This is a genomic window from Brachybacterium sp. J144, from assembly GCF_036321705.1.
GTDB lineage: Bacteria > Actinomycetota > Actinomycetes > Actinomycetales > Dermabacteraceae > Brachybacterium.
This window is the reverse complement of record NZ_JAZDCG010000031.1, coordinates 137,478-149,828: the sequence shown is the minus strand read 5'-3', so window position 1 is coordinate 149,828 and position 12,351 is coordinate 137,478. Positions and strand designations below refer to the sequence as shown.

Here is a 12,351-nt window from a genome sequence, read left to right as displayed (position 1 = left end):
CCTCAGCGGCGGGGGTGCCGGGCGAGCTCCCGCTCGTGCAGCTCCCGGCGGAGTCCTCGGACGTCCTCCCCCGTCGGCCGGGAGTAGGACCAGATGTGCCGGTCGAAGGCGGGCATGAGCACGCGCGAGCCGTCGCGCAGGCGCAGCGCCGCGGTGAGCCAGTGCACCGGATGCACCACCCGGGACTCGATCGCGAGGATCTCGTCCCAGGGAACGCGCCGGGAGCGCAGCGCACCGACCACGAGCAGGGAGTCCTCGCCGATCTCGACGCGGGCGCGGGCGGTCGCGATCGCCACCCAGGCGAAGCGCAGTCCGAGCAGGCCCACGATCAGGGCGAGCAGCGCGAGGGTGAGCATGAGAAGGAGCCGGCCGATGTCCGGGGAGTGCCCCTCCGGCACGGTCAGCCAGACGGCGATCACCCCGATCAGCGCCGCGAGGGCGACACCGAGGGCGAGCACCCCGACGGCGCCCCGCAGCAGCGTGTCGCGCGTGGCCGCGGCGGGCAGCAGCGCCCGCACCTGCCCGTTGCCTCCCCCGGTGCGGCGGCGGGGCCCGTCGAGCTGCGCGACCATCCGCTCGACGGTCGCACTGCTGCGCGAGTAGTCGGGCAGTGCCGTGCGCGGGCCCGTCTCGGGGCCGATCTGCCGGGGGATGGTCATGCTCCCAGCGTACGCACAGCGGCCGGGAGCCGCAGGCGTCCGACGGAGTCGTACAGTGCAGGGCATGTCCTCCCCCGGATCCAGCTCCTCGCCCCGCTTCCGCCGCCCCGCCCCGCTGTTCGCCTCCACGGCCGAGGCGATCCCCGGCGAGCCCGATCCGGCGGCGTCGACGGATCTCGCCCACGACTCCGCGGCCGCCCTGCTCGACGGCGTGTTCCACAGCTCCGACCCGGAGGTGGTGGAGCGGGTGCTGCGTCTGGCCGCCGAGGACGGCCTCTCGGATCTCGCCGCCCTCTGGTCGGGATCGCCCGCCACCTCCCTGCCGGGCGCGCTGTGGCGGCTGTACGTGCTGCACACCTGGGTGCGCCAGAGCGGCGAGGACGTGGTGCTCCGGTACCGGGCGGGCTCCCGCACGATCCCCGGGCTGCGCTATCTCTCGGGCTTCGCGGAGCCCCCGGACGTGGAGCAGGTGCAGAGGACGATGGACGACATCCTGCGCGGAGCGTTCACCGGCGACCTGGGGCTCGCGCTGCGCCGCGCCGGGGCGGTCGCGACGCTGGTCGCCCACGGCACCGCCCAGCTGGCCGACGAGGACCCCGACGACCGGCGCACGCGGCAGGCCGAGCGCCTGCTCTCCACCGGCGAGGAGCTGACGGCCGCGGGACGCCAGGCGGAGGCCGGCCACCTGGAGTGAGCCGGCCGCGGCGTGGCGCTCGTCATTCCCCGCGACCTGCGACCCTGCGCCGGGGGCCCACGTGCCCTACGATGGCCGGGCGCCGGGCCGCGGTTGCCCCGGGCTCCAACATTTGCCGCTTCGAGCGGCCTTCGCGCCGACAGGCGCATCCCGGTCCGGCGCCTCAGCTTCACCATCCGTCAGGACCGCCCGTCAGGGCCGTGAGAGCGCCACGGGCGCGAGGAGGGACGAGGATCGGTGGCGTTCTTCGCGCGGCGGATCGAGCGCCCGATGTACGACCTTTTCGGCGAGCTGGCCGAGCTGCTGGTCCAGTCCGCGGACACCCACTCGAAGCTCATCGGCCAGGGGCACCGCGATCGCGTGCGCATCGCGCCGCGCCTGCACGACCAGTCCACGCGCGCCGAGGAGCTCACCCGGCGCATCGCCCAGCGCCTCGCGGAATCCCTGGTCACCCCCTATGAGGCCGAGCTGCTGTACGACCTCGCGCTCACCATGGCCGACACCCTCGACGCGATGGAGCACACCGGCGAGCTGCTCGCCGGGACCCGCGTCGGCACCCTCCCCACGCCGCTGCTGGAAGCCGCCACCGGCATCGAGCGGGCGGCCGAGCTGACCGTCTCCGCCTCGTGGAAGCTGAGCGCGATGAGCGAGATGGGCGACTACTATCCGCAGACCCGCAAGCTCAAGCGCCAGGGCGATCGCCTCGTGCGCCAGGCCCTCGCGGAGCTGTACCGGCGCGGCGGCGCGGTGGGCGAGGTGCTCCCCCTCCACGACGTCGCCCACTCCGTCCGGCGCACCCTCGAGCTGCAGGAGCAGACGGCGCGCATCGTCGACCTGTTGCGCGTGAAGGATTCCTGAGTGAGCCCCCTCCTGTTGAGCCTGGTGGTGCTGATGGCTCTCGTGATGGCCTACTACAACGGCTTCCACGACGCCTCGAACGCCGTCTCCACCGCGATCACCACCCGCTCGCTGCGGGAGTCCACCGCGCTCGGCATGGCCGCGATCCTCAACCTGCTGGGCGCCCTGCTGGGCATGGTGATGATCGGCCTGTCGCTGCCCTGGGCGCTGCACCTGCTCGGCCTCGAGCCGCTCGCCGCGCAGCTGGTGGACGCCCCGGACGTGCTCGCCCTCTGCCTGCTGGCGATCATCACGGCGACCCTCGCCTGGGAGATCCTCACCTGGTGGATGGGCATGCCCTCCTCCACCTGGCACTCGTTCTTCGGCGGGGTGCTCGGGGTCTCGCTCATCGCCGGGTCGTCCGCCCCCTGGGGGCGGTTCGCGGGGATCCTCGCGATCTCCGTGGTGGGGCCGCTGCTGGCGATCGGGATCTCCTACGCGGTGATGCAGGCCCTGCTCGCCCTGATCCGCACCCAGCGGGTCCGGATCGACCACGTGCGCTTCGCGCAGACCGTGACGGCGGGGCTCGTCGCGACCGGGCACGGCATCGCCGACTCGCGCATCCCGCTCGCCGTCGTCGCGATCGTCGTGATCCCCCTCGGTCTGCCGACGGGCGCCTCGCTCGCGCTGATGCTGCCGATCGCCCTCGCGATGGCGGCGGGGACCTTCATGGGCGGGCACCGGATCATCCGCACCATCGGCCGTCGCCTCACGGACCTCTCCGCCTCCCAGGGGCTCGCCGCAGAGTCCACCTCGGCAGGGCTGATGGGGCTCGGTGCGATCGGGCTCGAGTTCCCCATGTCCTCCTCGCACAGCCTCGCCTCGAGCGTGATCGGGGCCGGCGTGGCGATGGGGCCGCGGCAGGTGCGCTGGAACGTCGCCCGGACCATGGTGGGCATCTGGGTGGTGACCCCGATCGCGACGGCGGTGATCGCAGGATCGATCGCCGCGGTCCTGCGCGAGCTGCCCCTGGTCTGAGCTCCCGGCCTGAGCGCGGCCTGCAGGGACGGCCGGTAGGCTGGTCGCGCCCGTTGCCCGAAGGAGGCCCGATGTCCGACGCCGAGTCCACGCCGCCGAACGATCGCCGGCGGCCGTCCTACGGCCTGCCCGGCCCCGCGCAGCCCGGCCCGTCGGCCTCCGCGCCGTCCTTCCACTCGGCCTCCGCGCCCTCCGGCACCCCCGGTCCCGCTGCCCCCGACGGGTGGACCCCGGCCGTCGGACCGGTGACCGGCCCGCTGCCCGCCTCCGCGCCGGGCCCGTCCGCACCCGGTGCCCCGCGCCGTCGCCGCGGACTGTGGCCGTTGATCATCGGGCTGGTGCTGCTCGTGGTGGTCGCCCCGATCGCGACGATCGGCGGGCTGCTCTGGGGCGTCGGCGCCGTGGTCGACGACATCGGCGGCCAGCCGATCCCGATCGAGGCCTCCGGCACCGACGTCGAGCTCGGCTCGGGCCAGATGGTGATGGTCTACGTGCCCGCGGCGGATGTCGCGACGGCGGAGTGCACGGCCGAGTCCGCGACCCCGGGCGCGATCTCGCAGGCCCCGTCCTCGGGCGAGGTCCAGCTCGCCGACGGGACCGTCTACGAGCAGCGCTTCGGCGTGGTCGCGGTCGAGGAGACCACCGCGACCCTCAGCTGCACGGGCACGGAGGGCGCCGTCTACCTCGGCCCCATCGGCGTCTTCGGCGTCGCGGTACCGATGCTCGTGGGCCCGATCATCGGGGTCGTCGCGGGCCTCGTCGGGCTGGTGCTGACCATCGTCGGCATCGTCCTGCTGGTGCGCAGCCGCCGCAGCTGAACGGCGCGTCCCGCCCTCCGGGCCCTCGGCGTCGCGATCCCCGCTCCTGACCTACAGTGGCGCTGCGACCCCCAATGAGGATGGAGTGGTGATGATGCACCCCCGCGCCGGACAGAAGGCTCTTCCCGAGGATCTCGTCGACGTCGACGCCCTGCTCGACGCCTACTACGATCGCCACCCCGATGCGGACGACCCGGACCAGGCGGTGTCCTTCGGGACCTCCGGGCACCGCGGCTCCTCCCTCGACACCCGGTTCACCGAGGACCACATCGCCGCGACCACGCAGGCGATCGTGGAGTACCGCGCAGCGCAGGGCATCCGCGGCCCCCTGTTCGTCGGCCGCGACACCCACGCCCTCTCCCGACCGGCCTTCGACACGGCGCTCGAGGTCCTCGCGGGCAACGAGGTCCCCGTCCTCGTCGACGCCCGCGACGGCTACACCCCCACCCCCGCGGTCTCGCACGCGATCCTGGTGCACAACCGCGGGCGGGCGGCGGAGGATCCGGGCCGGGCCGACGGCATCGTCGTCACCCCCAGCCACAACCCGCCTCGCGACGGCGGCTTCAAGTACAACCCGCCCCACGGCGGCCCCGCGGGGTCCGACGCGACGGGCTGGATCGCCGATCGCGCCAACGCGCTGCTGCGCGGCGGTCTGCGCGAGGTCCGACGGGCGGGGCGGCAGAAGGCGCTCCAGGAGGCGGGCCGCTACGACTTCCTGCACACCTATGTCGAGGACCTGCCCTCGGTCGTGGACCTCGACGCCATCCGTCGCGCGGGCGTGCGGATCGGCGCGGACCCGCTGGGCGGGGCGGCCGTGGACTACTGGGCCGAGATCAGCGAGATGCACGACCTCGACCTCACCGTCGTGAACCCCGAGGTCGACCCCCAGTGGTCCTTCATGACCCTGGACCGGGACGGCAAGATCCGCATGGACTGCTCGAGCCCGTGGGCGATGGCCTCGCTGCTCGAGAAGCGCGATCAGTACGACGTGGCGACCGGCAACGACGCGGACGCGGACCGCCACGGCATCGTCACCCCGGACGCCGGGCTGATGAACCCCAACCACTACCTGGCGACCGCGATCCACTACCTCTTCGGCAACCGCCCCGAGTGGCCCGCCGCCGCGAAGGTCGGCAAGACCCTGGTCTCCTCCCGACTGATCGACCGGGTCGCCGCGTCGCTCGGCCGGGAGCTCTTCGAGGTGCCGGTCGGCTTCAAGTGGTTCGTCCCGGGCCTGATCGACTCCTCGGTCGGCTTCGGCGGGGAGGAGAGCGCGGGCGCGTCCTTCCTGCGCCGCGACGGCTCGGTGTGGACGACCGACAAGGACGGCATCATCCTCGCCCTGCTCGCCTCGGAGATGCTCGCGGTCACCGGCCGCTCCCCGAGCGTGCTCCACGGCGAGCTGGTCGAGCGCTTCGGCGCGAGCGCCTACTCCCGGATCGACGCCCCCGCGGACCGCGCCCAGAAGGCGAAGCTCGCCGCCCTCAGCCCCGAGCAGGTCACCGCGACCGAGCTCGCGGGCGAGTCGATCACCTCGGCGATCACCGAGGCTCCCGCGGGCGGGGCGATCGGCGGGCTCAAGGTCTCCACCGAGTCGGCCTGGTTCGCGGCCCGGCCCTCCGGCACCGAGGACATCTACAAGATCTACGCCGAGTCCTTCCGCGGCGAGGAGCATGTCGCCCAGGTGCTGGAGTCGGCGAAGGAGCTGGTCGACGGCGTCCTCGCCGAGTGACACGCACCACCTTCCGTCAAGGATCGGTCAAGGGGGCGTCAAGATCTCTTCCCTCACACCGGGGTGTCGGCGTCCACATCGGGGTTGCGCCCCCAGGGATTCCTGGGGACGATGCTTACCGGAGGTAAAGGATCCGTACGGTAATATGCTCCGTCGGACCCACCGGGACATCGCCGCACGCAGCTCGGATCTGCGATCAGGGAAGGGGGGATCCACCATGCAGGGACTTCGCGCGCGCCTGTGCGCCGGATCCGCCGCCCTGGTCCTCGCCGTGCCCGCCGCGGCCGCTCCGGGCCTCGCCGATCCGGGCTCCGGACCCGATCGCCCCGCGAACTCGGCCGCCTGCGACGACGGTTCCGTCCCCCCGCCGGAGGCCGTACGCGCGGGCGACGCCGCCCACTGCGCCGATGCGGTCGTGACCGAGCCCGACGTCGAGGAGCCGACGGAGCCGACGGAGCCGACGGAGGACACGGCGACCGAGTCCCCCGAGCCGACGGAGGACACGGCGACCGAGTCCCCCGAGCCGACGGAGCCGGAGCCGACGGAGGACACGGCGACAGCGTCGCCGGACCCGACGCTGCTGCCCGACACCACGTCGCCGACGACGGACGAGGAGCTCACCCCGTCGGCCCCGAGCAGCCCCGCCCCGCCCCAGACGATCGTCCCGGATCCCTCCACCGACGAGGAGGAGACCGAGGAGTCGTCGGCCCCTGAGGAGCCGACCACCGAGGAGCCGACCGAGGATCCGACGGGGACACCCACGAGCACGCCCCCGGACACCACCACTCCCACCGAGGAGCCCACGGCGACGCCGACGGAGGAGCCCACGCCGACCACCCCGGAGACCGATCCGGAGACGGAGCAGCCGGAGACGTCCGACCCGGACGCCGAGCTGCAGCCCGCCCCCGCCCCGGAGACCGAGGAGGAGCCGGAGACCGACGCCCCCCGCACCGTGGAGCAGCCGGACGACACCCCGGACACGGAGGAGCGGTCCCCCGAGCCCCCCGTCGAGGAGCCCTCGAGCACCCCCGGGAGCGCCTCAGCGGCGAGCACGGAGAGCTCCTCGGAGGAGTCCGAGGAGATCGTCGTGGTGCAGGACGAGGATCCCGCCTCCCCGGCCCCGGCGTCGGCCTCCACCGGTCAGGGCGGTGGACCGATCGTGCAGCTGCTGGGCGCGTTCACCGAGAACTCCGACTCGCCCTTCGGCCGCCTGCGGCAGGTGCTGATCGCCGCGCTGGGCATCGGCTTCCTCACCGCCGCCGGCTTCATCGGCGCCACCTGGCGTGGCCGGCAGGTCTCGAGCCTGCGCTCGCGCGGCCGCGAAGGCTGACGCCCGCCCCTCCCGGCCCCGGCCCGCCCCTCAGCCGAGCCGCTCCCGCAGATGCTCGATGATGCCCGGCAGACTGCGCCGCATGTGCCGGATCGTGCGGTCGAAGGCGGCCTGCCCCTCGTACCAGGGGTCCTCCACCGCGATCTCCGTCTCGGGGGCGCCCTCCGGGGCCTTCGGGTCGAAGCGTCGCCACATCACGATCTCGGGCGCGGCCCCTTCCCTCGGCGCCTGCTCGGCCATGCGCCGCAGCGTCTGCGCGTGCTCCGCCGTCATCGGCAGCACCAGGTCCCAGCAGAGCAGCTCGTGCAGGTGGATGGTGCTGGCCGTGTGCTCGAAGGGCCGCGCGTAGCCGGCGCGCTCGAGGGCGAGCTCGGTGCGCTCGTCCATCGGCATCCCCTCGGCCTCCCAGCTGGTGCCCGCCGAGCCGATCTCGACCCGGTCCGCGAGACCTGCCTCCGCGATCGCCTGGCGCAGCATGACCGCCGCGGCCGGGGAGCGGCACACGTTCCCGGTGCACACGGTGAGGACTCGCAGCTTCGACATGCGCACCATTGTGTCAAGCGCCGGGACGTGGCGAGCACCGAATCGTGATGCCCCCTACAATGCTGGGGAACGTGCACCCGGCGCCGTCGCGCCGCGGAGGCGTACGCGCCGCGGCATGAACACCAGGGCACTCGCCCGTGACGATCCCAGGACGGCTCAGGAGGACAGCCATGGCCGACATCATCCGCGCCCAGGAGGACGACTGGTCGCTCGTGCGCGAGATCCGTCTCCGCTCGCTCAGCACCGATCCCGCCGCCTTCGGACAGAGCTGGGAGAAGGAATCGACCTACGACGACTCGGTGTGGCGCCAGCGCGTGCAGGACGCCGCCTGGTTCCTTGCGGTCGACGACGGGCAGCCACTCGCGGTCGTGGCCGTGCGCCACGAGGGCGACTCCCCTGAGAACGAGCGCGAGCTGCAGGCCATGTGGGTCACGCCGAGCTCCCGCAAGAGCGGCCTCGCGCAGCGCCTCGCCGAGGCCGTGTTCAGCTGGGCCAAGGAGGACGGCGCCGACACGGTGACGCTGTACGTCGGCCCGACCAACACCGTCGCGCAGTCGCTCTACACCTCCCTCGGCTTCCAGGACACCGGCGACCGCTGGGAGATCCGCGAGGACGACGCGGACGGCGCCTGGCTGAAGATGGCACGCGGCCTCTGACCGGCCCGCGCCCGTGACCTCCCGCACGCCCGCCCCCCGGGCGCTGCTGCGCGCCCTGTCGGCGCGCGGCGCCTCCGATCGACCGCACTGGGCGTCCCGGCTCGAGGACATCAAGAACGTCACCGTCGGCACCGCGCTGCGCCGGCTCGGCTGGGACCTGCGCCTGCAGCCCTTCCACGGCTACGGCTCGACCGAGCAAGTGCGGGTCCTCGCGAAGGTGCTGTACGCCTCCCCCGGCACCCCCGCCGACTTCCACGACAAGCCCGTGCACGACATGCGCACGATGGCGGTGCGGGGCTGGCGGAACTTCGCGGGGCAGGTCGCGCCGCATCGGACGGTGCACATCCGCCTGGGCGACCACGAGGTGTCGGTGCGGGCGGACCGGTCCGGGATCGTCGACGCCCGCCTCGAGGTGGGCCTCGAGCCCGGCAGCCACCAGGCGGTGCTGTGGACCGTCCCCGGCAACGAGGTCACCGCCGAGGTGACGGTCTTCCCCTCCGACGCGCAGGTGGGGCTGGTCAGCGACATCGACGACACCGTCATGGTGACCTGGCTGCCGCGTCCGCTGCTCGCCTTCTGGAACGCCTTCGTGGTGCACCAGTCCTCCCGCCAGGTGGTCCCGGGGATGCCGATGCTGTACCAGCGGCTCGCCCACCGCTATCCGGCGCTGCCCGTGGTCTATCTGTCGACGGGCGCCTGGAACGTCTTCCCGGTGCTCAAGCGCTTCCTCTACAAGAACGGCTACCCCGACGGCCCGCTGCTGCTGACCGACTGGGGGCCCACCAACACCGGCTTCTTCCGCTCCGGCCCGGAGCACAAGCAGCGCTCCCTCGCCCAGCTCGCGGAGACCTTCCCCGGCGTGCGCTGGCTGCTCATCGGCGATGACGGCCAGCACGACCCGTCGATCTACGCGCAGTTCGCCGCGGACCACCCGGACAGGGTCGAGGCGATCGTCATCCGCCAGCTCACCGAGTCCGAGCAGCTGCTCGCCCACGGCACCCTGCGTCCGCTCGCGGCCCGCTCCCACGACACGGACTCCCCGGCCGACGTGCAGGCGCCCGACGGGCACGGCCTGCTCGAGGGGCTGCGGACGGCGGGCGTCCTGTGACGGCGACGCGTCACGGCGCGGTGACCCTGCGCGAGGCGGGCCCGGCGGACCTCGGGATCCTTCTCGACATCGTGCACCGCGCCTACCGCGCCGAGGGCGGCTGGACGACCGAGGCGCATCTGGTCGCCGGGGCCCGCGCCGACGCCGACGAGATCCGCGAGGCGATCACCGACCAGGCCCATCTGCTGCTGGTCGCGGAGCGCGACAGCGCCGTGGTGGGCTGCTGCTACACCGCCCTGCACGAGGACGGGCGGGGCGCGGAGCTGGGGCTCTTCGCCGTGGCCCCCGACGTCCAGGGCGGCGGGATCGGCCGGGCGCTGCTCGAGGAGCAGGCCCGCCGTCGGGCGGCGCAGGGGCTGGAGATCCTGGACCTGCGCGTCCTGGACTCCCGGCCGGAGCTCGCCGCCTGGTACGCGCGCTGCGGCTTCGCCGACGTCGGCCGCCCGGTGCCTTTCGCGGGGAACGCCGCGGACCTCAAGGTGCCCGGACTGGGCATGCGCGTGATGGTCCGCCCGCTCCCCTGACGGACGGCAGTCCCGCGCTGACCTGCGATGGCCCCCTATGCTGGACGCATGAGCAACGAGGCCTACGTCCCCGCCCAGTACCGGCACGAGCACACCCCCTATCGTCGCGCGGGCCGCTCCGGCCTGCGCCTGTCCCCGATCTCCCTCGGCCTGTGGCAGAACTTCGGCGAGGACCGCGATCCGCGCACCCTCCGCGACATCGTGCGCCGCGCCGTCGACCTCGGCGTCACCCACCTGGACCTCGCCAACAACTACGGCCCGCCGCCGGGCAGCGCCGAGACCCATGTCGGGCGCATCCTCGCCCAGGACTTCGCCCGGCATCGGGACGAGCTGATCGTCTCCACGAAGGCGGGCTACCGCATGTGGGAGGGTCCCTACGGGGACGGCGGCTCGCGCAAGTACCTGCTGAGCTCGCTCGACCAGTCCCTCGAGCGGATGGGGCTGGACTACGTGGACGTCTTCTACCACCACCGCGAGGACCCGGAGACCCCGCTCGAGGAGACGATGGGGGCGCTCCACCAGGCCGTGGTGAGCGGGCGCGCGCTGTACGTGGGTGTCTCCAACTACTCCCCCGAGCGGACCCGGGAGGCCGCCCGGCTGCTCGGCGAGATGGGGACCCCGCTGCTCCTCCACCAGCCCTCCTACTCGATGTTCAACCGGCACGTGGAGAACGGCCTGCTCGAGACGGTCGCGGATCTGGGTGTGGGGCTCGCAGTGTTCTCGCCGCTGCAGCAGGGCCTGCTCACCAACCGCTACATGTCCGGGGTGCCGAAGGGATCGCGGGCCGGCGGCTCCTCCGGCTCCCTCAGCGAGCGCCAGGTCAAGGACCCCGATTACCAGGCGCGTGTGCGGGGCCTCTCCGAGATCGCGCACCAGCGCGGGCAGAGCCTCGCCCAGCTCGCCCTTGCCTGGGCCCTGCGCCACCCGCAGGTCGCGACCGCCCTCGTGGGCGCCTCCTCGGTGCATCAGCTCGAGCAGAACATCCAGACGCTCGACAACCCCTCCTTCACCTCGGAGGAGCTGGCCCGCATCGACGAGTTCGCCGTCGACGGCACCGGACGCTGACGGCCGGGCTTGCGCCGCCCCTCGCCCGCTTTTCGGGGTTACTCATTGGTAGCGGCGTCTGAGGGAGCATGATCGCCCGAATATGCTCCCTCAGGCGCCGTAACGCCTGGCAGCATGCGCGCCACTCCCCTCCCGCCCCGAGTCCTCCTCCCCCGCGCGCAGTGGGTCGAGCTCGGGGTCTCCGCGCGGCGGCTGCGCGGGCCGGAGCTGCAGAGCCCGCTCACCGGCTTCCACACGCCCGCCGCGGACCCCGCCAGCCTCGATCGCATCCTCGCGGTGCTGCAGCGGGAGATCCTGCCGGACGCGGTCGCGAGTCACTCGACCGCGGCACTCCTGCGCGGGATCCCCATGCCGTGGTGGCTCGACGGCGGCGTGTGCCGACTGGGTGAGCCGGATGCGACGGGTCGCCTCCCGGCCCCGGTACCGAGCAGACTCCCGGAAGCGGAGTCGCCGTCCCCGCCACCGCCGATCCACTGCCGCGTTCCCGGGGACTCTCGGCGTCAGGCCGGCGAGTTCGTGACGGTGCACCGCATGCCGCCCGCTCGGACCATCACCGTCCGCGGCCTGCGGGTCTCGCATCCGGTGGTGTGCCTGGTCGAGCTCGCGTCCGTCCTGCCGCACAATGACCTGGTCATTGCCCTGGACCACCTCCTCGGCCCGCGCAGCCGCTACCGGGGGCTCGACGTGGCACGGATCGAGGAGCGTCTGGACGAGTGCCGCGGAGCCCATGGCATCCCCGCCGTGCGCGCGGCACTGCGCGATGCTCGCCCCGGGGTGGAGTCACCGGGCGAGACCCGGGCGCGGCTGCTGGTGATGCGCGCCGGCTTCCCCGAGCCCGTGCCGAACCTCCCCGTGCTCGATCCGGACAACGGCGCGATGCGCCGCCTCGACCTCGCCTGGGAAGGGGCGCTGATCGGGGCGGAGTACGACGGCGACTACCACCGGCGCGGCCACGACAAGGACCGTCGCGGCATCTCGCAGTGGCGGGCGGATCACGCCCGGCGGGAGTCCCTCGTCTCCCTCGGGTGGACGCTGCCCTTCCTCAACGCCGACGACATCGCGGCGCCCGGCCGCTTCCTGTCGACGCTCCGCCGCGCCTTCGTGTCCCGGGGGCTGGACGCCCCACCCGAGAGCCGCTGGTCGGGCCGCCCCGGCCGGGAACTCGGTCGGACGTCGCGTCCCCCGACGGACCCGCCCGGGGCGGGCCGGATGCGTTACGGCGCCTGAGGGAGCATGTTCCGCTGAACATGCTCCCTCAGGTACCGCTACCCGCCGGTAACCGAGCCGGACCGGGGTGGGGCGGGGTGGCGTGGCGGGTGCCCGGGGCGGGGCTACGGGCGGGGTGGC

Annotated in this window: 13 protein-coding genes; 11 read left to right on the top strand and 2 right to left on the bottom strand. The window is 73.5% G+C overall.

Going from position 1 to position 12,351, the window contains the following annotated elements:
• Window positions 1–2: 2 nt before the first annotated feature.
• Window positions 3–659 carry a PH domain-containing protein gene (locus tag V1260_RS12240; protein ID WP_329747096.1) on the bottom strand — a complete coding sequence of 219 codons (657 nt, stop codon included), beginning with the start codon at window positions 657–659 and terminating at the stop codon, window positions 3–5.
• A 64-nt stretch (window positions 660–723) separates the two neighbouring features.
• Between V1260_RS12240 and V1260_RS12235 the strand changes: the two genes are divergently transcribed.
• The 6 genes from V1260_RS12235 to V1260_RS12210 all read left to right on the top strand — a co-directional run bounded on the left by V1260_RS12235 (window position 724) and on the right by V1260_RS12210 (window position 7,108).
• Window positions 724–1,353: a hypothetical protein gene (locus V1260_RS12235; RefSeq protein WP_329747095.1), complete on the top strand. Its 630-nt coding sequence runs from the start codon at window positions 724–726 to the stop codon at window positions 1,351–1,353.
• Window positions 1,354–1,590: 237 nt separating this feature from the next.
• Window positions 1,591–2,211 carry a DUF47 domain-containing protein gene (locus V1260_RS12230; protein WP_329747094.1) on the top strand — a complete coding sequence of 207 codons (621 nt, stop codon included), beginning with the start codon at window positions 1,591–1,593 and terminating at the stop codon, window positions 2,209–2,211.
• Window positions 2,212–3,228, top strand: coding sequence for an inorganic phosphate transporter (locus V1260_RS12225; protein WP_329747093.1), 1,017 nt, complete (start codon window positions 2,212–2,214; stop codon window positions 3,226–3,228).
• A gap of 71 nt (window positions 3,229–3,299) precedes the next feature.
• The gene (locus V1260_RS12220; RefSeq protein ID WP_329747092.1) at window positions 3,300–4,046 is read left to right on the top strand and encodes a hypothetical protein; all 747 of its coding nucleotides are present in this window, start codon (window positions 3,300–3,302) and stop codon (window positions 4,044–4,046) included.
• 94 nt (window positions 4,047–4,140) lie between these two features.
• A complete protein-coding gene (gene pgm / locus V1260_RS12215) occupies window positions 4,141–5,778 on the top strand; it encodes a phosphoglucomutase (alpha-D-glucose-1,6-bisphosphate-dependent) (RefSeq protein WP_329747252.1) in 1,638 nt (545 codons plus the stop codon).
• Between the two features lie 217 nt (window positions 5,779–5,995).
• Window positions 5,996–7,108, top strand: coding sequence for a hypothetical protein (locus V1260_RS12210; RefSeq protein WP_329747091.1), 1,113 nt, complete (start codon window positions 5,996–5,998; stop codon window positions 7,106–7,108).
• Window positions 7,109–7,138: 30 nt separating this feature from the next.
• On the opposite strand, the gene V1260_RS12205 is transcribed toward V1260_RS12210, so the two are convergent.
• The gene (locus V1260_RS12205) at window positions 7,139–7,651 is read right to left on the bottom strand and encodes an arsenate reductase/protein-tyrosine-phosphatase family protein (protein ID WP_329747090.1); all 513 of its coding nucleotides are present in this window, start codon (window positions 7,649–7,651) and stop codon (window positions 7,139–7,141) included.
• Window positions 7,652–7,821: 170 nt separating this feature from the next.
• Here V1260_RS12205 and V1260_RS12200 point away from each other — a divergent pair, with 170 nt between their 5' ends.
• The 5 genes from V1260_RS12200 (at window position 7,822) to V1260_RS12180 (ending at window position 12,231) form a co-directional block, all read left to right on the top strand.
• Window positions 7,822–8,307 carry a GNAT family N-acetyltransferase gene (locus V1260_RS12200; RefSeq protein ID WP_329747089.1) on the top strand — a complete coding sequence of 162 codons (486 nt, stop codon included), beginning with the start codon at window positions 7,822–7,824 and terminating at the stop codon, window positions 8,305–8,307.
• A 13-nt stretch (window positions 8,308–8,320) separates the two neighbouring features.
• Window positions 8,321–9,415 carry an App1 family protein gene (locus V1260_RS12195; RefSeq protein ID WP_329747088.1) on the top strand — a complete coding sequence of 365 codons (1,095 nt, stop codon included), beginning with the start codon at window positions 8,321–8,323 and terminating at the stop codon, window positions 9,413–9,415.
• Entirely contained in the window at window positions 9,412–9,939 is a 528-nt protein-coding gene (locus tag V1260_RS12190) for a GNAT family N-acetyltransferase (protein WP_329747087.1), read from the top strand. The genes V1260_RS12195 and V1260_RS12190 overlap by 4 nt, the downstream gene beginning before the upstream one ends.
• 48 nt (window positions 9,940–9,987) lie before the next feature.
• The gene (locus V1260_RS12185; RefSeq protein WP_329747086.1) at window positions 9,988–11,004 is read left to right on the top strand and encodes an aldo/keto reductase; all 1,017 of its coding nucleotides are present in this window, start codon (window positions 9,988–9,990) and stop codon (window positions 11,002–11,004) included.
• 114 nt (window positions 11,005–11,118) lie between these two features.
• Window positions 11,119–12,231: a DUF559 domain-containing protein gene (locus tag V1260_RS12180; protein WP_329747085.1), complete on the top strand. Its 1,113-nt coding sequence runs from the start codon at window positions 11,119–11,121 to the stop codon at window positions 12,229–12,231.
• Window positions 12,232–12,351 lie beyond the last annotated feature (120 nt).